General features: G+C 35.4%; 17 protein-coding genes. 15 read left to right on the top strand and 2 right to left on the bottom strand.

What is annotated here, in order from left to right:
* Positions 1-6 precede the first annotated feature (6 nt).
* From WR164_RS06700 to WR164_RS06685, 4 genes are all read left to right on the top strand, one after another.
* Positions 7-1,923 (top strand): ABC transporter ATP-binding protein/permease, encoded by a 1,917-nt coding sequence (locus WR164_RS06700; protein ID WP_286136755.1) that lies wholly within the window; start codon positions 7-9, stop codon positions 1,921-1,923.
* 145 nt (positions 1,924-2,068) lie between these two features.
* Positions 2,069-3,277 carry an SdiA-regulated/phytase-like domain-containing protein gene (locus WR164_RS06695; RefSeq protein ID WP_286136753.1) on the top strand — a complete coding sequence of 403 codons (1,209 nt, stop codon included), beginning with the start codon at positions 2,069-2,071 and terminating at the stop codon, positions 3,275-3,277.
* 91 nt (positions 3,278-3,368) lie between these two features.
* The gene (locus tag WR164_RS06690; RefSeq protein WP_286136752.1) at positions 3,369-3,719 is read left to right on the top strand and encodes a hypothetical protein; all 351 of its coding nucleotides are present in this window, start codon (positions 3,369-3,371) and stop codon (positions 3,717-3,719) included.
* Positions 3,720-3,866: 147 nt separating this feature from the next.
* On the top strand, positions 3,867-9,965 hold the full coding sequence (locus tag WR164_RS06685; protein ID WP_286136751.1) for a BspA family leucine-rich repeat surface protein: 6,099 nt from the start codon (positions 3,867-3,869) through the stop codon (positions 9,963-9,965).
* Positions 9,966-10,059: 94 nt separating this feature from the next.
* On the opposite strand, the gene adhP is transcribed toward WR164_RS06685, so the two are convergent.
* Entirely contained in the window at positions 10,060-11,088 is a 1,029-nt protein-coding gene (gene adhP / locus WR164_RS06680; protein ID WP_286136749.1) for an alcohol dehydrogenase AdhP, read from the bottom strand.
* Between the two features lie 287 nt (positions 11,089-11,375).
* Here adhP and eno point away from each other — a divergent pair, with 287 nt between their 5' ends.
* The 3 genes from eno (at position 11,376) to WR164_RS06665 (ending at position 15,026) form a co-directional block, all read left to right on the top strand.
* Positions 11,376-12,659: a phosphopyruvate hydratase gene (gene eno, locus WR164_RS06675; RefSeq protein WP_286136748.1), complete on the top strand. Its 1,284-nt coding sequence runs from the start codon at positions 11,376-11,378 to the stop codon at positions 12,657-12,659.
* 243 nt (positions 12,660-12,902) lie between these two features.
* Positions 12,903-13,463 carry an NAD(P)H-dependent oxidoreductase gene (locus WR164_RS06670; RefSeq protein ID WP_286136747.1) on the top strand — a complete coding sequence of 187 codons (561 nt, stop codon included), beginning with the start codon at positions 12,903-12,905 and terminating at the stop codon, positions 13,461-13,463.
* 132 nt (positions 13,464-13,595) lie between these two features.
* Positions 13,596-15,026: a basic amino acid/polyamine antiporter gene (locus WR164_RS06665; protein ID WP_286136746.1), complete on the top strand. Its 1,431-nt coding sequence runs from the start codon at positions 13,596-13,598 to the stop codon at positions 15,024-15,026.
* A 50-nt stretch (positions 15,027-15,076) separates the two neighbouring features.
* On the opposite strand, the gene WR164_RS06660 is transcribed toward WR164_RS06665, so the two are convergent.
* Positions 15,077-15,583, bottom strand: a complete 507-nt coding sequence (locus tag WR164_RS06660) for a TetR/AcrR family transcriptional regulator (protein WP_286136745.1) — start codon at positions 15,581-15,583, stop codon at positions 15,077-15,079.
* A gap of 105 nt (positions 15,584-15,688) precedes the next feature.
* On the opposite strand from WR164_RS06660, the gene WR164_RS06655 reads away from it, so the two are divergent.
* From WR164_RS06655 to WR164_RS06620, 8 genes are all read left to right on the top strand, one after another.
* Positions 15,689-18,034: an MMPL family transporter gene (locus WR164_RS06655; protein WP_286136744.1), complete on the top strand. Its 2,346-nt coding sequence runs from the start codon at positions 15,689-15,691 to the stop codon at positions 18,032-18,034.
* A gap of 303 nt (positions 18,035-18,337) precedes the next feature.
* A complete protein-coding gene (locus WR164_RS06650) occupies positions 18,338-18,637 on the top strand; it encodes a hypothetical protein (RefSeq protein ID WP_286136743.1) in 300 nt (99 codons plus the stop codon).
* Positions 18,638-18,651: 14 nt separating this feature from the next.
* Positions 18,652-18,912: a hypothetical protein gene (locus tag WR164_RS06645; protein WP_286136742.1), complete on the top strand. Its 261-nt coding sequence runs from the start codon at positions 18,652-18,654 to the stop codon at positions 18,910-18,912.
* Between the two features lie 2 nt (positions 18,913-18,914).
* Positions 18,915-19,160, top strand: a complete 246-nt coding sequence (locus tag WR164_RS06640; protein ID WP_286136741.1) for a hypothetical protein — start codon at positions 18,915-18,917, stop codon at positions 19,158-19,160.
* Positions 19,157-19,411: a protein-export chaperone SecB gene (locus tag WR164_RS06635; RefSeq protein WP_286136739.1), complete on the top strand. Its 255-nt coding sequence runs from the start codon at positions 19,157-19,159 to the stop codon at positions 19,409-19,411. Before WR164_RS06640 ends, WR164_RS06635 begins: the two co-directional genes overlap by 4 nt.
* Before the next feature lie 433 nt (positions 19,412-19,844).
* Positions 19,845-20,390, top strand: coding sequence for an RNA polymerase sigma factor (locus tag WR164_RS06630; protein WP_286136738.1), 546 nt, complete (start codon positions 19,845-19,847; stop codon positions 20,388-20,390).
* Between the two features lie 251 nt (positions 20,391-20,641).
* Positions 20,642-20,860 (top strand): DUF1659 domain-containing protein, encoded by a 219-nt coding sequence (locus WR164_RS06625; RefSeq protein ID WP_444980959.1) that lies wholly within the window; start codon positions 20,642-20,644, stop codon positions 20,858-20,860.
* 27 nt (positions 20,861-20,887) lie between these two features.
* Positions 20,888-21,142, top strand: a complete 255-nt coding sequence (locus WR164_RS06620) for a DUF2922 domain-containing protein (RefSeq protein ID WP_286136736.1) — start codon at positions 20,888-20,890, stop codon at positions 21,140-21,142.
* Positions 21,143-21,449 lie beyond the last annotated feature (307 nt).

The raw sequence follows: 21,449 nt of genomic DNA, 5'->3' as shown, positions 1-21,449 counted from the left end.
TAAAATATGGCTTTTTTATCTTTAAAGCACATTCATAAATCTTACCATCTAAATGGTGAGCCTGATTTTAAAGTATTAAAGGGTATTGATCTCGATTTTAATAAGGGTGAATTTGTTTCAATCCTTGGTGAATCCGGTGGTGGTAAAACCACGCTGATGAATATCATTGGTGGATTGGATAGTAATTATTCCGGGGATGTTTACTTAAATGGCAAATCATTGAAGCATGATACTACCAAGCAATTGGATAATTACCGACGCCAGACGATTGGCTTTGTTTTCCAAAACTTCCATTTAATCGGTCATTTAACCGTTTTAGATAATGTCATGGTTTCATTAGAAATGACCAATTTATCACACCGTAAACAGGTGAAGCGCGCAAAGGAATTATTGGACCGGGTTGGGTTAAAGGAACATATTCACAAGTATCCAAACCAATTATCAGGTGGTCAACAACAAAGGGTTGCGATTGCCCGTGCCTTAGCATCTGATCCGTCCGTTATCATCGCTGATGAACCGACTGGTGCACTGGATGCCACTAATACTGATGAAATTTTGAAGTTGTTGGATAGCATCGCCCAAGAAGGCAAGTTAGTTATTACTGTCACCCATTCACAAAAGGTTGCTGATTATGGAACTAGAATTGTTCATATGCAAGATGGTGTAATCGATAGTGATAAACGGATCAAAGAACCATACAAAGCCAATAACAGTCGTTTAGTGGCATCCAAACCATTGAGTTTCGGTAATACGATTAAAATGACCTTGAAACAAATGAAGTATAATTTAGGCCGAAACATTTTAATTACCATCGGTGGTGCCATCGGAATTTTCTCAGTCATTTTGATGCTTGGCTTGGGAAATGGGGTTAAAGGATACATGAACCACGAAATCTTCTCCCAGGCTAATCCAAGCGCCATTCAAGTCCAAAAGAATAAGGGCAGTTTAAATGACAATGATTTTAAACGCTTGAAGAATGTTAAGGGCGTTGAAAAGGTTGAAAAAGTCGTTGATACTGATGGAACCGTTCAAAATGGTAAACAGAATTTGAAGGAAAACTTAATGACTTATAGTTCGGTCTTCAAGGATAGTAATATTAAAGCTGGTCATAAACCTGGTAATAACGAAATTATCATTTCAAAAGACGTTGCTTCTAAGCTAAATAAGAAGCATCCATACGATATTGTCGGCAAGACATACCAGGTTAAAGTGATGGGTGTGAATAAGCAACATCAACCTGTTACGATGCTTAAATCATTAAAAGTTAGTGGTGTGATGGGTACCGGAAATATGTTCTTTAATACAACTGGCACGATTTCAACTAATTATAATACGGCCAACCAAATGTACCAAAGCCATCATTTGACGGCTCAATCACCATACTATGTTGCTAAATCATCTGGTGACATCAGCAATGTTTCTCCAGTTCAGGACCGCATCACTTCATTGAAAACTGGTAAGAAACAAACATATGCTGCTCAAGGAATTGGTACTATGGCCAAAACATTGAATACCTATGTTAATGTTGCTGTTGATATCCTAGCAAGCATTGCCGCCATTTCACTTCTTGTTTCAGCCATCATGATTATTGTGGTTATGTACATTAGCGTTTCAGAACGAACCAAAGAAATTGGAATTTTAAGGGCATTGGGTGTTACGAAACATAACGTTCGACTTCTCTTCATTTCAGAATCATTCTTCCTTGGTTTATTCTCAGCCATCTTTGCTGAAATTATTGCATTCTTAGTTCAAGGAGGAATTAATGGAGCATTTAATGGGATGATCCATTACAATATTGCTAACATTTCAATGAGCAATGCCATCTTCGGATTAGCAGTTGCCATTATCATTAATATTCTGGCTGCATTAATTCCAGCTGCTAAAGGGGCTCGCCTTGATCCAGTTGAAAGTATGAGTAAGTAAAGTAAAGTTAAGTAAATTAAAATTAACAATCATAAAATGACTTAATTCAAAATGAATTAAGTCATTTTTGATTGCTTTTAACTAAAACTAGCGAGATAATAATATTTGTCTGTTTTTAAATTTAAAAATTAAGGGATCGAGAGATTTGAAAAAAGTTTCATTATTAGTAGTACTAACAATGGGATTAACCTTAGGGTGGGTTAATTTTTCAACGGCTGTAAATTATCATTCCATTGTATTTGCAAGGGCTTATCACCATAAGCGACATCATAAAACAAAACGCCATCATCGTTTAAAACGGCGCCATCGCAGATATCGTTTAGTAACGGTCAGACAGCACCGTTATGCACTGGCACCTTATCATTTTAAACGTTTTAAAATCCTAAATAATCATAATTACACCAGGTGGACCTATCGTTATAAGTATGCTGCTGATAATGGTCGCCGTCATTATTTACATACGATTGGCGGTAATCAAAAGGTAAAATTCAGTAGCTATTTGTTTCTGCCAAATGACATTAAAAGCCGTCACTACGATTGGGGTGACGTACAGGGCTTGACCATGACCCCCAATAATCATTATTTATACGTTCTTTGTAACCGTGACCATAAGAAAAATGATAACGATTATAACGGATGGATCGTTCGTTATGATATGCGAAAATTAAGACGGATGGGCATTGCTGGCAAACGGTTTGAATTATTAAGGAAAATATCATATCTTTATTACCAACATAAGATTAATCATTTTAACCGTTACCAGCGTAAAATTTTAAGCGCGATTAAAGTCGGGCCCCGGTTTGAAACTGGCCACGGTCAATCACTTGCTTATAATACTAAGAATCATCAACTATGGTTGATCCAGATCGGTAAGGTTTCAAGACCCAAGGCGGCCATGTTAGAGATTGGTGCTACGTCTTTAAAACCGGTTCGGAAAGTAATCTTTAAATTTAGTAGTAAAATTCCAATCAGCGATGTCCTAACGTTTGATGAACACGGTAACGCGTATTCATTTACCCGCAGCATGAATAAATTCATTAAGATTTATAAGGGTAGAATTACCGGTAATTCCGTTCATTTTCATTTGATTATGCAGGGATTAAGTCACTGGCCTGGAACTGTCATCCAATCGTTATCATATAATCCAAGGACCAATCGCTTATACTTAGTATCCGACGGTGGAATTATGTCGATTCCAGTTAATAAATTAGGACACTTAAAAAATCGTGATGTCCACGACAGTAAAATTTCTGGACGGCGAGAATTTGAAGGAATCACCTTTGATAACCATGGATCCGGCTATTTACTTGTTCATCAAATTCCAGAATTAATGAAAGCTAATCGAATCTTTTAGTGAAAATCTGATTTGTAGCATTGACACCACTAGCTTTTTCTTATTATAGTTAAGTTAAGGTGATAATCAAAACAAGGAAGGATTAGATTTCATGAAGTTATCAGAAAGTGTTCAAAAATTATCAGATCAACAAATTAAAGACGTTGAAAAAGCCGTTGGGATGGCACAAAGCCAGTTTAAAAAACAAAATATTCCAAATGGAATTGATATGAAAATGGTCAAGAATGATGATCTACCTGATTTCTTGAAGAGTGATAATAATGATCACGAACCATTGATGTTTATCATGAATCACTCTATTTATGGGGTTGTTACTTACCATGGCGATAAAGAAATTGTTGTTTTTGTCTACAGACAACATATCAGAATGCATGCTTTTGATGCTAATCAACATCAAAATATCATGAAAGATGTTAATGCCATGATTAAAAATAATGATTAAAAATTAAATTAAAATATAGATATATCAAGGACTTCTAAATATTTTTAGGAGTTCTTTTTCTTTTACATAATTTTACAAAAGTGTTTCAATTTTAATATATGTGTAATAGTGATATGATTAAGGCGTATCGTAAGGGAAGTGGCTATTATGGATTACAATAAGAAGGAATTAAACAAAGTTAACGATAAAAAATTATTACATAAAGTTAAAAAACAGTGGGTGATTATCTCACTCTCATTATTCTTAGCAATCGGTGCATCAGGAGTGATGATAAATAATTCTAATCCAATTGAAGTCCATGCTGATGAATCAACATCGGCTGCTTCAAAGGGATCGTCATCTAATAATAATCAATCTAGTAATCGTGAATCACAAAGTAATCAAAATAATTCTAACGTTTTAAATCAAAATAATGTTGCAAAATCAAATCAACCCAATCGTTTAAGTAATACTAGTGAATCAGCTAATAATAATTCTGCAGTGGAAGAACCAAGTCGTTCAAACAGTTCCAGCGCTAGTTCATATCCTAGCAGGGCTTATGAAACCCAAAGTGTTCAAACTAGTCATGCTTCATCATCCAGTGTTGACCAATCTAATTCAAATATTTCTGCTAATTCCAGTGTGAGTTCATCAAAACCATCGTATGCAAGCGTTGATCACCAGTCTACATATAATGATCAATCTTCACTAACAAATAATACTAGTAATTTAAAGCCAAATTCTGCAACTTCATTTCATTCGAGCAGTCGTTCACAAATAAATGCAGTGGCTGGTATTATACCATTTTTAATTGATGGCACGACTTTGAATGTTCCAACCCACACTACCAATGCAATCAGTCAACCATCTAATTCTACAACCACTGGTAAGTGGGGCAATGCCAGTTGGACACTGGATAATAGTGGTAATTTAAATATTTCAAATGGTACGATTGGCAATAACGTTAATCAATCCGCCAGTTTTGATAAAAATAAAGTTAACAACATTTCATTTTCTAACGTATCGGTTTCACCAGATGCCAGTAATCTTTTTAATGGCTATAGTAGTTTGAAGAAAATTGATGTTAATGGTTTAAATACGGATCAAGTTACTAATATGAACCATATGTTTGCCGATGATTCTAACTTAACGACAATTGATAATCTTGATCATTTAGATACTTCCAAAGCTAATGACATGAGCTACATGTTTGCTAACAATGGTAATTTTGTCATTAACAATTCTGACATCAAAAATTGGCATACTGGCAATGTTAATAATATGAGCCACATGTTTGAAAACGATTCATCGCTAACAATTCTAGACATTAGTCATTGGGACACTAGTCATGTCTATTACATGAACTCAATGTTCAACAATGATAAGAACTTAAGTACTTTAATTATTAACGGAATCGATACTTCTAAAGTGCAAGATTTTAGCTCGATCTTTTCAAATAATCAAAGCCTTAGTAATTTAGATGTCAGCGGATTGAATACCCAGAGTGCAACTAGTATGGACAGTATGTTTGCAAATGATCCATTATTACAACAGATTGATGTTAGCCATTTTGATACTGGTAATGTTCAAAAAATGGGCAATATGTTTAACGGTGATTTGACTGTATCTCAATTAGATGTCAGTCATTTTAATACGCAAAACGTTACCGATATGAATCATATGTTTGCTAATGATAAAAAATTATTTATCATTAGGGGACTTTCATCTGTATCAGATTTAAATCCTAATTTCACAACTAGCAAAGTTACTGATAGTGGTGAGTACAGTGGAGACGGTTTTGGTGGCATGTTTTATAATGATGGTTCATTACAATCATTAGATGTTAATAATTTTGATACATCTCATGCACATAATCTTAGTTACATGTTTAGTGGACTATCATCTTTAAACTCATTGGATGCTAGTCATTTTGATACTTCAAATGTTTTAAATATGGATAATATGTTTAGTGGATTAAGTTCAATTGTTGATTTAAAAATAAACGGTTGGAATACTCAAAATGTTGATGTTATGAGTAATATGTTTAATGGAGATGTAAAATTAATTAAATTGGATTTAAGTAGTTTCTACACTCCAAATGCACATTATATGGCAGGGATGTTCAATGGATTAAATAATTTAGTCGAATTGGATATTCCACATTTTGACACTCATAATGTTTTATACATGGATGGGATGTTCAACGGATTAAATAAATTACCCAATTTAGATGTTAGTCATTTTAATACGCAAAATGTTATAAGTATGCACTATATGTTTGGTGGAATGAATACGATTCAACATTTAGATGTGAGCCATTTTAATACTCAAAATGTTACCGATATGAGTGGCATGTTTGCTGGATGTAGTTCGTTAAACGGATTAGATGTTAGATCTTTTAACACTTCTAAAGTTGCAAATATGAACAGTATGTTTTATCAAGATAGTAATATTAAAGATTTAGATTTAAGCAATTTTGATACTCACAATGTTACTGATATGGGGAATATGCTCGCCAACAACGCTGTTGTTAGAAAAATTACTTTTGGCAAAAACTTTAGTACAACTCAAGCCATTAACAGCATAAATGATTTCTGGGGTTCTCAATTTGATCAAGGATATGATACGAGGGATCCACATTTAATTGAAATTAAAATTTTAGGAAATAAAACAGTTTTTAAAAATTTATCATATGTTCCAGGGACAAAATGGCTTAATTTAGATGATGGGGATGTAATTCCTTCAAGCACATTTAATGATGGCAATCCTCATCCTGGTGATTGGATCAACGATAATTCAAACAATTTTTCAAAGTTTCAAAATGCAATTAATCAAGGAATCAATGATGCAAGAACCGGCGAAGATACTTATCAAACTGATGGCGATCCTGACGTAAATTCCGTTAACCAAAAGCTGTATCATAATGCTAAATCAGCTTATCAAGCTGGATTAAATAATAGTTCAAACAGTAGTAGTGAAGCACAATCCAATCCGGTTGCATATAATCTAGGTCAAGCTGCTAGACAGGGAATTATTGACGCTCAAAATGGCAATCAAAATTCAACTGATTATTCTAATAACTCAAATACAGACATTAAAAATGAATATAATAATGCCAAAAAAGCTTATCAAAATAAGGATGCTGGCTTAAACGTTAATGCAAGTGATGCCAGCCAAGCAGCTAACCAGGGAGTTTCAGACGCTAAAACTGGCATTGATAATCAAAACTACTCTCAGAATAAAATTGTCCAGAATGCTTATAATCAAGCTAATCAAGCATATAATAACGGTTTAAAATTAAATTCAAATCAAGCTGGGGATCCGAACGCATATTCAATCGGAAGTGCCGATCGGAATGTGATTGCTAATACCGGTGTTAGTGATGCAAGAAGCAATCAATATCATCCAGAAAAGTATCAGAATCAAAATCAACAAGATATTTATAACGCCGCTAACCAAGCCTATGAAAATGGTTTGAATGGCCAAACTGATGACAGTGATTCCAATGCTAATAATGAAGGTAAAGCCGATCGAACTATCGCAGAACAAACTGGAATTAGTGATACCCAAAATAACCAATATCATCAAAACAAGTATCCTAATAAGAAACAACAAAGTATTTATGACGTTGCCCATAATGCGTATGTGAATGGAATCAATGGCAAAGTTGATAGTAGTGATTTGAATGCCAATAATGCTGGAATTAAGGACCGCAACACTGCTGAACAAGTTGGTATCCATGATGCTCAAACCGGTCAATTTAGTGGTAGCAAGTATCAAAACAAACTCCAGCAAGGTGTTTATAATGATGCCCATGATGCCTATATTAACGGTTTAAACGGTAAAACTGATGATCGCAATCAAAAAGCAAATGAGATCGGTAAAGCGGATCGCATTACTGCTGAACAGGACGGTGTTAAAGATACTCAGGATGGTACTTATGAATCAAATAAGTATCAGAGTAATACCGCTCAAAATGACTTTTATCAAAAGGCCCATAATGCGTATGAGAATGGCTTAAAAGGAATTCAAGATTCAAGTGATCCTGATGCAAATAACGCTGGGATTAAAGACCGTAATACTGCAGAACAAGCTGGAATTAATGACACCCGCGGCGGAAGTTATTCTTCAAGTAAATATTCAAAAAATCCAACTCAGAATGATGTTTATCAAAAATCTCACACTGCCTATGTCAAAGGTTTAAACAATTTGCCTGACAGCAATGATCTGAAAGCTAATGAAATTGGTCATGCTGATCGCAATGTCGCTGAACAAGCCGGAATTAACGATACTAAAAACAACACCTATAATTCTGATAGTTCTAATCAGTTTGCTAACAATCAATATCAAAAGCAAATTTATCAACAATCCCATGATGCTTATAATAATGGATTGAATGGGGTTAGTGATAATGCAAATCCAATCGCTAACGCAGCTGGTAAAGCTGATCGTGTGACTGCTGAACAAGCTGGAATTAATGATGCTAAGGGTAATCAAAATCATTCAAATGACTATAAGAATCCAATTCAGCAAAGTATCTATAGTCAAGCTCATCAATCTTACGAAAATGGATTAGCAGGCAAACCAGATGAAAATGGTGATGCCAATGCATTTTCAATTGGTCGAGCCGATCGGACCACTGCTGAACAAGCCAGCATTAATGATTCAAATTCAGGCAATTATGATGCTAATAAGTATTCGGATAATCCAGCTAAAAATAGTGTTTATCGTCAAGTTCGTAAAGCTTATGAAAATGGCTTAACCGGCCAGCCTAATGATAATGATGATTCAAATGGATATGCAGCTGGTAAGGCTTTTCGAAACGAGATTCAACAAAACGGTGTAAATGATACTCAGAATAATCAGTATAATGCTAATAGGTATCACGATTCCGTTCAACAAAATATTTATAATCAATCACACCAGTCTTATCTTGATGGAGTTGATGGCAAAACTAATTCTGATGATGTAAACGCCAATAATATTGGTAAAGCAGTTCGTGCTGGGATCACCTCAGCTGAAAATAATGTCCCATTACAGTTTAACAATGGTGAAAGCGAACAGTTTAAACAATATGCTGAAAAGGCACGGGAAGCGATTATTGCCGGTTTAGGAATTGATAGTATCAATGGAGCTAATGATAATCCATATGCCTATTCCATTGGTCAAGCAATTAAACAGGGAATTAGTGACGCCCAATCTGGAAAAACAACTTCGTCATTTGCTAATAGTGATAATCCAGCCGTTAAACAGGCTTATGACAATGCAAAAGTTGCGTATACCAATGGTGCAAATGGTAAAACCGGTAGTAATGCTGGGATGCCAATCGCCAATAATGAGGGATATCAGCATTATCAATCATCAAGTTCAATTCCATCTGGAAACGATCATGGCAATTCAATTCCTGATCGTGGCAATCCATCTAATCCATCTTCTGGTAATTCATCTAACCATCATAATCATGATGATGATTATCAGCGCGGGATTAATGATGCTGCCAATCATTATCATTCCAAACCGAAAGCCAATACTGATTATGCTTACCATATTGGTTACGATGCGTATAAACGTGGCTGGTCTGGTAAACCGATTAATCAAAAGCAATTTAATAAATTGTCTAAACATTATCAAAGGGACTATGAGGAAAGCTATCGTGCTGGATTAGCTAAGCATCGTCAAGATATTCATGATGGAACATTGGCTGCTTATCACGATGTAATTGATTATCAAAATCCAGCTAATTTGAATGACTATTCTGTCGCATATGCTAAAGCATATCGAAAAGAATATCGGCAAATGCTTCGGATTCATCTTCCACACTATGTTTATAACTTAGGCACGGTTTATCGTCACAGTTCATATAACTTTAGTCGACAGAACCGGGTTGAAAAGTACAAACGGGCAACTAGGCCGAACCGCCATGTCTTTAAAGTCATCGGTTTCAGACGGACTGCTTCCGGAAAAATCAGATACCACGTCAGAGGCGGCGGTTGGATTACATCTAATCGTTTGTTGATCGTGCATGCTTATTACAGAGCTAATCATTCTAGGACTGCTGGCAAGTGGATTCGTGTGATTAAACGGGGCGGGACCTACGTTTATAATGACCAACAGTTTAACGATGGTACTAAGATCAAGTTCTTGCCGACTGGAACTAAGCTCCGTGTTAAAAAAGCCATTCAATTGGATAATTTAACAAGATTCTACATTGGCAATGGCAAGTACGTTTCTAGTAATAAGACGATTGTTGATACAATTAAGTTTTGATATTAATTAAAGATTCCAAACAAAAAATTCCCGCACAAAATTAACTGTGCGAGAATTTTTTATATATTTAGGGATTTAAAATATGATTAACTAATTATTTTTCTTTAGTAAAATCAACAACCATTCTGCCGGTAATCTTACTTGCTTTCATGTCATCAATAACATTGTTCAAGTCAGATAAGCGGCAAGTATGAACGATTGGTTTAACTTCGCCTTCGGCACCAAATTGTAATGTTTTGGCTAAGTCATGTCTAGTTCCAACTAATGAACCAGCAACTTTGATTCCATCTAAAACGGTTCTGTCGATATTTAATTCCATATTACCTTTTGGAAGGGCAACGGCAACTAATGTACCTAGTGGTCTAAGAGCATTAACGGCCTCAGTGAATGGTTCTTTAGCAACGGCAGTAACAACTGAAACATTAACTCCGCCAACTTTATCTTGAATGGTCTTACCAATGTGATGGTTGTCATGGTAATTAATGGCAATTTCAGCACCAGCATCTTTAGCAGCCTTGATCTTGTCAGGGTTACCATCAACGATAATAACATGAGCATTGAAGACGTTGTGAGCATATTGAACAGCCAAGTTACCTAAGCCACCGGCACCAACGATTTCAACCCAGTCACCTGGTTTAGTGTTACCAACTTTTAATGCCTTATATGTAGTAACACCGGCACAGGTTAATGAAGTTGCTTCGACAGGGTCTAAACCTTCGGGAACTTTAACTGAGTAATCAGCAGGGACGATACATTCTTGAGCCATGGCACCGTTAACGTTTAAGCCAGGGTTTAAAGCATTTCGGCATAGTGTTTCATGACCAGTGACACAATATTCACAGTGGCCACATCCTTTGAAGAACCAAGGAATGGCAACACGGTCACCGATCTTTAAATTCTTAACATCGTCAGCAACTTTGATAACGCGACCAACACCTTCATGTCCGAAAATTCGACCAGCCGGTGAAGTCCCAAAATCGCCTGACATTAAGTGAAGATCAGTATGACATAATCCACAGTATTCAACTTTAACTAAAGCTTCACCATGGTGAATTGGTCTTAATTTAACATCCTTAATATCAACGTGTCCGTCTAAATTTTGATGCATTACTGCTGCTTTCATATTTAAACACCTCTCCAAAATGATCCAAAACATATTATATGAAATCGCTTACAAGTACAATGTACCATAATAAATATATTTTGCAACTATTTTTTTAATATTTTTCATGAATGTGATTAAATAATTCACTTACGGCATTATATCATACAAAACAACTTAATTGGTTCCCATTTTAATAAGTATTAAATCTTGAATTACATAATATCTGATTATACAATCAAAGTGTAAAAATGAGTGTTGATAAATATTAAATCTATCAATCAAAATATTTGAAAGGGGCGCTTCGGATGTCTGTATATATTGATAAAGTCAAGGCACGAGAAGTATTTGATTCAAGAGGTAATCCAACTGTTGAAGCTGATGTAATTTTATCAAACGGCACATTAGGCCGTGATGAAGTCCCATCTGGTGCATCAACTGGTGAAAGAGAAGCCGTCGAATTACGTGATGGTGGCTCTCGTTTACGTGGCAAGGGCGTTACTAAAGCTGTTAATAATGTTAATACTAAAATTAACAAAGCTTTACATGGCTTAGATCCAACTAACCAAGCCAAAGTTGATAAGACCATGATTGATTTAGATGGTACCCCTAACAAAGCTAAATTAGGTGCTAATGCCATCTTAGGTGTATCAATGGCTACAGCTCGTGCAGCTGCTAATTCAGAAGGCATCCCGTTATACCGCTACTTAGGTGGTATCGACTTAGAATTACCACAAACATTCCATAATGTTATTAATGGTGGTGAACATGCCGATAACCCAATCGACACTCAAGAATTCATGATTACACCAATTAGTCATAAATCATTTAGAAATGGTATCGATATGATTGATGATGTTTACTGGGCATTAAAGGGTGTCATTGAAAAAGCTGGTTTTGAAACTGGTTTAGGTGACGAAGGTGGTTTTGCACCAAACGTTAAGACCACTGGTGAAGCTTTAGACCTATTAGTTAAAGCCATTCAAACTGCTGGTTATAAGCCAGGTAAGGATGTTGGCATTGCCATTGATTTAGCATCATCTGGCCTTTATGATCATAAAAATGGTCACTATCACTTTGAAGGTCATGACTACGATGTTAATGCTTGGATGGACTTCTTGGATGACTTACTTAAGAAGTATCCTTCCATTATGTCCATTGAAGATCCTTTAGGTGAAGATGACTGGGACAACTTCGCTAAGTTTACTAAACGGGTCGGCGATAAAGTTCAAGTTGTTGATGATGATTTAATTGTTACTAACCCAATCTACATCAGAAAAGCAATCAAGATGGGTGCTGGTAATACACTCCTTATCAAATTGAACCAAATCGGTAGCGTTTCAGAAACATTGGAAGCAATTCGCCTAGCTCGAAAGAATGGCTTCAAGACAATGCTATCTCACAGATCTGGTGAAACTGGCGATACCTTCTTATCAGACTTCTCCGTTGCTGTTAACGCCGGTGAATTAAAGGCTGGTGCAATGGCTCGTTCAGAAAGAGTTGAAAAGTACAACCAGTTATTAAGAATCGAAGAACAATTAGGCAAAGAAGCCCACGTTGCTCATATTCCAAATGACGTTGATAAAGATTAATTTAAATCGAATTTATGCTTGTGCTAGATAAAAAAGCATAGTATAATTTTATTTATCCTTTGTTATCTTGCATTTGCAAGTTTTAGATTTTGATTATGATTAGAATCGGATAGGCGGTCTTCATTGACCGTCTATTTTTTTGTCCTTTTAATTGATTAATGTTTATAAATGATATATATTCTAGTTGATGAATAAAAGCGCTTACAAAGGAACGCTGGTTTGACCATCTAGGGGGTTACCATGATGAAAGTATTATTAATCAATGGTTATGAAACGCATAAGGATAGTAATGGTAAGTTGAACCTTTCGCTTTACAGTTTGATTTTATCGAATTTAAGAAAAAAGGGGTTTGATGTTCGATTATCTTCAGTTGAAGATTACGACCGTTATCAAGAAATTAATAAATTCTTGTGGGCCGACGTCATTATTTTTCAATTTCCAATTTATTGGTTCAACATTCCGGGTGAATTGAAACAGTATTTGGATCAAGTTTTCGCATTTCGAATTCTTTATAACTCATCACTCAAGTACGGCCAGGGTGGTCTATTAAAAGGTAAGAAGTACATGCTATCCAGTACTTGGAATGCTCCTTCATATGCTTTTAATGATAAGAAAGAATTCTTTGAAGGTTTGAATCCGGACGATGTTTTAAGACCGATGCATTTTGCAATGAAATACGTTGGCATGAAGCCACTTGCTGATCATAGTGTTTCCTTCCACGACGTTGTCTTTAACACCGATTTTCCAAAATATCAGAAAGACTTAGAATCATACCTCGACAAGTACTTGCCAAAACAGAAATAAAAATTAATTGATAATCAGATTAAACATTCCTGAAAATTCAGGGATGTTTTTTATTTTCACCAGCAATCGGTCCACAAAATCTGTTATGATAGTAAAGTATGTCAAAAACGGAAAGGTGTTTGTAAGAAGATCATGGAAGCAAATTCTGATAAGAAATTAAATTTACTTGAATTGACCGGCCTAGTCGTTGGTTCCATTATCGGTGGTGGAATCTTTAATTTAATGCATGATATGGCATTAGGTGCCGGTGCGGGTGCCACCATTTTAGGTTGGATCGTAACCGCGATTGGAATGATGTCGCTTGCATTTACGTTTCAAAACCTCACAATTAAAAGAGCAGATTTAAATACTGGGATTTATAGTTATGCTGAAGAAGGCTTTGGCAAGTATATGGGCTTCAACGCCGCCTGGGGATACTGGCTTTCGGTCTTAATGGGGAACGTCAGTTATGCTACCTTAGTAATGAGTTCGATTGGCTACTTCATTCCCATTTTTGGAAACGGTCAGAATATTTATTCGATTATCGGTTCGTCGGTACTATTATGGGGATGTCATTTTCTACTATTGAAGGGTGTTAAATCGGCATCATTTACAAATGTGATTATTACAATTACCAAATTAGTGATGATTGCATTGTTTATTTTAATTGCATTCCTTTCATTTAAACTACATATTTTTACCCATGATTTTTGGTACACACCGAGTGGTCATTTCGAACTTTTGGATGTTTTAAAACAGGTCAAGAGTACGATGCTGGTTACCGTCTGGGTCTTTGTTGGGATTGAAGGGGCCGTTATCTTTTCTGGTCAAGCTAAACACCGCCGGGATGTTGGCCGTGCAACTGTCTTTGGCATCTCAATCATTATTTTGATTTATATGCTGATTACCTTGCTATCCTTTGGGGTCATGAGCCGTTATCACCTGGCTCATTTGGGCCAACCAGCAATGGCATATTTCTTGCAAGACGTTGTTGGTAAGTGGGGTGCCGTCGTTGTTAACATTGGTTTGATCATTGCGGTCATGGGGACCTGGATGTCATTTACAATGCTTGCCGGGCAAGTGCCTTATGAAGCTGCTAAGGCGGGGACCTTTCCTAAGTCGTTTGCAAAAGCTAATGCTAATGGGGCACCGACTCATTCACTGCTTGTGACCGATTTACTAGTCCAAATCTTATTGTTCCTACTATTATTTGCCGCCAGTGCTTATAATTTCTTCTTTTCAATTGCTAGTTCTGCAATGTTAGTTCCATATGCACTGACTTCTTTTTACCAGTTAAAACATTCAATCATGGAAAATCACGGGTCAGATAAAGTTAGAAACATCATTTTAGGCATCGTTGCCAGTATTTATTCCTGCTGGCTGCTGTTCTCGATTGGGACCAACTTTGCATTATTAATGATGATTCTCTTTGCTGCCGGAATTCCGGTCTATTGGCAATTACAAAGGAAGGATAATCATCAGCAACGGGTCTTCAAAACACCAGAACGAATTTTGGCAATCGTGGTAAGTATCTTTGCCATTTTTGCTATTTACGAAGTGATGACCGGAAAGATTACATTTTAAATCAAAAAATAAAGCGCTCCAATTAGATTAAAGTTCTAATTGAAGTGCTTTTATATTTCTGGAAACTTACCAGTTTGGTAAATATGATCTAACTGCTTGTATGCATTTCGAAACGTGTACTCTGGCTTATAATATTCACACCAGATAATAATGGTATAAACTTTGCCAAGTACCCAGACAACTTGGCTATTATGAAACTTGGAGACAAACAGTTTGAACGTCATCAAGTTTCGTTCATCAATGAAACTTTCATCGTTTCGCTGCTCATCTAGGACACGGTAAACATCGCCATAATAAGCAAAATTCAAGAATTTAAATGGATGGTCATAGAAACTATTCAAATTCTTCTTGAATCTTTCGTATGGAAAAGTGGCGACAAATAGTTGATCTAATAAATCATATTTATCCTTAAAATGATGGTAGAAAGTGTTTCGATGAATCATTGCAGCGTTGGCAATGTCATTAATGGTGATATTTGAAAACCGCTTTTTCATTAATAAATCGACAAACGCATCAAAGATGATTTTACGGGCACGGTTATTTCTTAATTTGTTCATGGACAATTCCTCCGATTTGCACATCCATTGTGCATTGTATCATACATGAATATTAACGGATGTAATTTTATCTTATATAATAATTATTATATAAAGAAAGAAGGAGTGACATCATTGAAACATGCTTTAAATCATATTGGTCAATGGGTGTACGCCAATAAATACAAGACCCTATTGATTTGGTTAATCATTTTTCTAGGATTTGTATTAACCTTTGCCCACATGGGGGACAATTACAGTTCGTCTTATAAGATTTCTGGGTTGCCATCCATTGAGGCTCAGAATACAATTAAAAAGCAATTTCATCAGAACTTGAAAAAAGGGACGATGGATGTTGTCGTTCAGACTAATAAGCGTGGTCAAATCAATTCTTCAGCCATGAAGAATAAGATTCATAACGCCATTAGTCAAATTAAGAGTGATAAAGATGCTGAAGTCAAGAGCGTTGCTGATCCCTATACTAATCAAGGCATCAGTAAGGATAAGACGACTGCTGATATCTCGATTACATTTAAACAAAATGAAGATACGGTTGGTCAAAATGTCGTTCATAAAGTTGAAAAGACATTCAACCCCATCAAGAGCGTGAACAACGCGAAGGTTGCTTACTCTGGCTCCGTTTCAATCACGCCGTTAGATATTGGTGAAACTTCTGAAATTATTGGTCTAGTAATTGCCTTTATTCTATTACTAGTTCTATTCAGATCATTCATCACCGCTGGTTTGCCAATCGTCAGTGCTTTAGTTGGTTTGATTACCGGTGTCTCAATCGTTGGGATTGGAACCAATTACATTCAGATTGCTGATGTTGCCCAAACATTGATGACAATGGTTACTTTGGCAGTTGGAATTGATTATGCTTTGTTCATTGTTCATCGGTACAAGGGTGATTTATCCATTCATGATGATCCAAAGGAAGCCCTCGGTAATGCTTTAGCCAACGCTGGTTCCTCCGTTCTCTTCGCTGGAATTACCGTTATCATCGCATTATGTGGCTTAAGCATCGCTGGAATTGAATTCCTATCCATCATGGGCTTTGCCGCTGCCTTAGGGGTTGTCTTTGCCGTTCTTTCTGCTTTGACATTGTTGCCAGCACTAGTATCACTAGCTCATAATCATATCAAACCAGGAACATTCTATGATCCAAAAGATGATACTCCTCATGGATGGTTCACAACATCAATTGTTAAACATCCAATTTCAGTTGTTATTGTTTCCTTGATTGTTTTAATTGCCTTTGCCATTCCATCACATCACATGCGTCTAGGGATGCCTTATGATGGTGCATTGCCAAAGAGTCAGACTGAACGTCAGTCATATGACATGCTATCCGATAAATTTGGTGAAGGAACAAACTCACCATTAGTGGGTGTTATTAAACTAAATCCAAAATCATCATTAAGTCAGAAACAATCAACATTAAATAAGATTACAAAGCACATCAATAAGATGAATGGTGTTAATAATCTTCAAATCTTCCCAGATGAAGCTGTCATCAAGAAGATTAAATCACCACAGTATCAGCAACAAGTTAAATTAGCTATCAAAGCTAAGGTTACTGCTGATATGAAACAGGCAGTCATGAAGAATCCAAAGCTTGAAATGAATCCACAACAAATGAAGTTGATGGAAGCTAAATTAGCTCAACAGTATGCTGCTCAAGCTAAGGCTCAAGCTACTAAGGGTGCCGTTAAAGATTACTACATTAATGGTAACCAGAAGTATGCGATGATTCAGATCATTCCAAAGAAGGGTTCTGAATCTGTTCAAACTTCTAATTTGGCTAATAAAGTTTCCAGCTACTCGAAATCACTAAGAAAGAGTGACCATACGGACGTTACCTTAACTGGTGATAATGCCGTTAACATTGATATTGCTAAGAAATTAAATCATGCTACACCGGTCTTTGCAACGGTTGTGATTGTCTTAGCATTTATCCTCTTGATGGTAGTCTTCAAGTCATTCGTCATTCCAATTATCGCAATGCTTGGTTTCGGCCTATCATTGCTTGCATCCTTCGGTGTGACCGTTGGAATTATGCAGGATGGCTTCTTGAAGGGCCTCTTCGGAATTAGTAAGGGTTCACCAATCATTGCCTTCTTACCAGTTGCCGTCATCGGAATTCTATTCGGACTTGCAATGGATTATGAAGTCTTCATGGTCTCCAGAATTCGTGAAGAATATGTCAAGACCCATGATAATACCAGATCAGTCATCGCTGGAGTAAAGGGTAGTAGTCCCGTTATTATTACCGCTGCTCTAATTATGACCGCTGTCTTTGGTAGTTTTATTATTAATAGTAATCCGACCATCAAGTCATTTGGAATTTCATTATCATTCGGGATTATATTTGATGCCTTCTTTGTAAGACTGATGATTGTTCCAGCAATGATCAAACTATTTGGTCACGTTAACTGGATTTTCCCTGGTCAAAACAAGAAGAATAAATAGCATCTAAATTATAAAACGTAAAAGCACTCCGTTCGATGGAACGGGGTGTTTTTTTGTCCCCTATACTATCTTAATTAAGTGTATTGTGATATAATTATTTTTCAGAAATAGGGGGCTACATTTTGCAAAAAGCTGTCTTCTACTATCATGGAACTTCTACAAAAAGTGCTTTAAATATAATAAAATATAAAAAAGTTCGAATATCTAAAAATATAGGAACATTATAATCATATATCTGTAATTAAATTTAAATTACGTAAAGAATATGAAGAAAATAATATTTTAGATTTAACAAATCCTAAAGTGATTGAACTTTATGAAAATTTTATACAAAAAAATAAAAAACTTGTTAGAGGGCTACAGAAAAAATATTCTAATAGAGGCTATGCTAAAAAATTAGATGGAGAATTATTAGAAGTTTTTATTAAGGACTTGAGGTTACATTTTATACCTGATGAAATAATGGGTGTATACAATATAACTACAAATAAATTAGGAAAAATTATAGTACCTGATACTCTTATTGGAAATTCAGCAGAATTGTGCATAAAAAACAATATAATTATTAATTATGATACAATAAAGATAGAAAATATAATTTAAAGGGAGTGTTACTTATGAGAATAAATGTTACGCCAGAAGAACATGCTAAATTTATTGATACTCCTGAACATAAACAATGGGTAAAAGACGAAATGGCTAAAAGAGGATTCAGTTTGGATCCTGCTTATGATGAACTAGAATTGGTAAAAACATCTGCAAAAATATATAATGATAAGCAGCATAATAGTTATGGTAAACAACAATCTACATTATTCTATAATAAAAGCAATAAATATAATAATTATTATAATATTAATATGCTAGGAGTTGCATAATTATGGAAAATAATCCCATTAAGTCTATGCAATTTATTAATTATAATGTTAATACATTAGAATATCGTATTAATAAAAATTTTGATAAAAAGTTTGTCTTAAATAATAAAAAACATTTAAATGTTGAACATTCTTTCCAATCAACTATTTATTTTCCTGTTGGAAAAAATAAAAGTAATGGATTAGTAGGCGTTAATATTAGATTGGGAAATCTTAAAAAAAGGACACTCCATTTCAAATTAAAGTGAATGTAAAAGGTGCCTTTAAATTTAATTTTAATGATAATGATTTATCAAATGATCAATTAAATAAGAATATTAAAGACATGTTAGCTTTAAATGGAAATGCAATACTTTATCCATATATTAGATCCCTAGTAGAAGATATAAGTATGAAAACTAATACTTTTCCTGCTTATGTATTACTCACCATTAATTTTGTTGCAACATTAAAACAAGGTGATCGCATTAAATTTAAAGAAATTAATTTAGATAAATAAAATGGCACTGATGGCATGAATATTGCCAATTAGAATTGATTAAATATAATAACCGTTCATGGTTTCAACCTTGACGGTTTTTTTGTACCCTGATTTAATATGGTATTCAGTACGAAGCTTTTGAATGTTGTGCTATTATATATGTATTAAATGTAAAGGACATTTTTGTGTTCTGAAAATTAACAATTAGGTTGATTACCTGATTTTATATTTAAACTGGACTAGTTTATGCTAGTCCTTTTAATTTATATATAACCAATTAGAACCATCCATGGTACCAGCCTTGACGGCTTTTTTGTACCCCAATTTCAACAATAAATAAATTCGCCACTTTCCGTACTTTCTTCGATATCGTTTTGCACACCATCTTCCTGTAAATTAGGATTTGCTGCTTAGGCCTAATCAGTAAATTTAATTTACGGAGCAGATGAATATGAAGAAACAGCAGAAGTTAACCGCTGATCAATCGCAAGAAGCATTCAATTACTTAATGAAGGGTGATCACCAGTTGATTGTCTACGGGGTATTGAAACGCCTGAACATTACTAAGAATCATTCCCAGTATGATGATCTGGTGCAGGAGGGCTGGCTCGCTTTTATCAAAGCTTATTACCAGTATCCGAAACCGAAACGGACAAAGGCACACTTGAATTACATCTATCAAGGTGTGAAGTGGCAGCTGATCAATTACTTGAACCGGGTTACGAACCAGTCTAAGCATATTGACATCTCAGATGATGAACACGATCCGCTGAACTTTATGCCGGACCCAACGACCGAAGATGATTACTATCCGGAGATGGACTTCTTATATTACCTCTATCAGCATTGTGATCAGAACGAACGGAAATACATTCGTGGGGTCTACGATGACTTGAGCGTGCTAGAAATGGCTTATAAGTACCAAGTTGCCCGCAAGACCGTCTATAGTTGGCGAAGAAGGGTCATGAGTAAGGCAAAACGGTTGTATAAATATTAATAATTAAACTAAAAGGGACTGGAATTAAATTCCAGTCCCTTTTTGAAGTAACATCCAGAGCGATTAACCAATGTTGTTACTTCATGGTCATTAATAATAGATACCCAGTATTTTAACTATCATAAATTATTTTACCATAAATCCACTTTTTTAAAATTTATGGTAACAAATCGTCCTCCCATTTTGTTACTAAGAATGTAAGGGTTGGCGCTAACCACTTATCACTAAATTAATAAGGGAGTTACTTACCAATGATTAAAAGACAATGGAACAAAACAAACGTAGTGTACAAAATGGCAGGAATCAAACATCCAAATGGATTGAAGCGTTCCTTCAATAACGTCATTGCTGAAGTTTCTGATCAACAACTTGCAACTTTCGGTAAGATCTTAGAAACTTTATCTGACGGTGACAAATTCGAATCAGCAACTATTACTGACAATACCCAAGTATTTGACGTTAACGCGTAAGATTTACATTCTAGGAGGAATTAATATATGAGACATTTAGAATTAGTATTCAAAAGCGAAGATAACAAGGTTAAGAAACTTAAGTTAAACTACGTCAACGAAAGCTTGACTGAAGCAACCATCAAGCAAGCCATGGCTGATATGGCATCACTTCAGATGTTCAAAAAGGATGGCGTTAGTATGTATGCAAAACCAGTGGCGGCTCAATACGTTGATAACAACACTACCAGCGTCTTTGATGACCGAACTACTAATGCAGCTAATCCATCTACTGCTAAATAACTAATTTTTATCCGTATTAACCATTCATTCATTTAAATACCATTCAAAAGTTGGAATCCAAACTGGGTTCCAGCTTTTTTGTTAAAAAATTTAAATTATTTTGGTGCAAAAATCCGTAAAATTCGCCACAATCAACCGAAAATTCGTTACACTTTTTTACGAAACGGTTACGCTTCGTTAAGTAGATTACACTTCTTTAACGAATGTGATAATTGTTTGCATAATTAATCTTAATTGGGTTATACTTTACACAGTAAGAGTTAGGGATGAGTGAGGTAATATATCTACTTTGATATATCTTCATTTC

The sequence above is a fragment of the Philodulcilactobacillus myokonensis genome, from assembly GCF_027923585.1.
Lineage (GTDB): Bacteria > Bacillota > Bacilli > Lactobacillales > Lactobacillaceae > Philodulcilactobacillus > Philodulcilactobacillus myokonensis.
The sequence above is the reverse complement of the archived record's forward strand: the minus strand, read 5'-3'. Positions and strand labels throughout refer to the sequence as shown.

Excerpts from the sequence above, each read along its gene's own strand:
- eno (WP_286136748.1), top strand. The coding sequence starts at position 11,376 with ATGTCTGTATATATTGATAAAGTCAAGGCACGAGAAGTATTTGATTCA.
- WR164_RS06685 (WP_286136751.1), top strand. The coding sequence starts at position 3,867 with ATGGATTACAATAAGAAGGAATTAAACAAAGTTAACGATAAAAAATTA.
- WR164_RS06645 (WP_286136742.1), top strand. The coding sequence starts at position 18,652 with ATGAGAATAAATGTTACGCCAGAAGAACATGCTAAATTTATTGATACT.
- WR164_RS06630 (WP_286136738.1), top strand. The coding sequence starts at position 19,845 with ATGAAGAAACAGCAGAAGTTAACCGCTGATCAATCGCAAGAAGCATTC.
- adhP (WP_286136749.1), bottom strand. The coding sequence starts at position 11,088 with ATGAAAGCAGCAGTAATGCATCAAAATTTAGACGGACACGTTGATATT.
- WR164_RS06670 (WP_286136747.1), top strand. The coding sequence starts at position 12,903 with ATGAAAGTATTATTAATCAATGGTTATGAAACGCATAAGGATAGTAAT.
- WR164_RS06620 (WP_286136736.1), top strand. The coding sequence starts at position 20,888 with ATGAGACATTTAGAATTAGTATTCAAAAGCGAAGATAACAAGGTTAAG.
- WR164_RS06700 (WP_286136755.1), top strand. The coding sequence starts at position 7 with ATGGCTTTTTTATCTTTAAAGCACATTCATAAATCTTACCATCTAAAT.
- WR164_RS06640 (WP_286136741.1), top strand. The coding sequence starts at position 18,915 with ATGGAAAATAATCCCATTAAGTCTATGCAATTTATTAATTATAATGTT.
- WR164_RS06625 (WP_444980959.1), top strand. The coding sequence starts at position 20,642 with ATGATTAAAAGACAATGGAACAAAACAAACGTAGTGTACAAAATGGCA.
- WR164_RS06660 (WP_286136745.1), bottom strand. The coding sequence starts at position 15,583 with ATGAACAAATTAAGAAATAACCGTGCCCGTAAAATCATCTTTGATGCG.
- WR164_RS06690 (WP_286136752.1), top strand. The coding sequence starts at position 3,369 with ATGAAGTTATCAGAAAGTGTTCAAAAATTATCAGATCAACAAATTAAA.
- WR164_RS06665 (WP_286136746.1), top strand. The coding sequence starts at position 13,596 with ATGGAAGCAAATTCTGATAAGAAATTAAATTTACTTGAATTGACCGGC.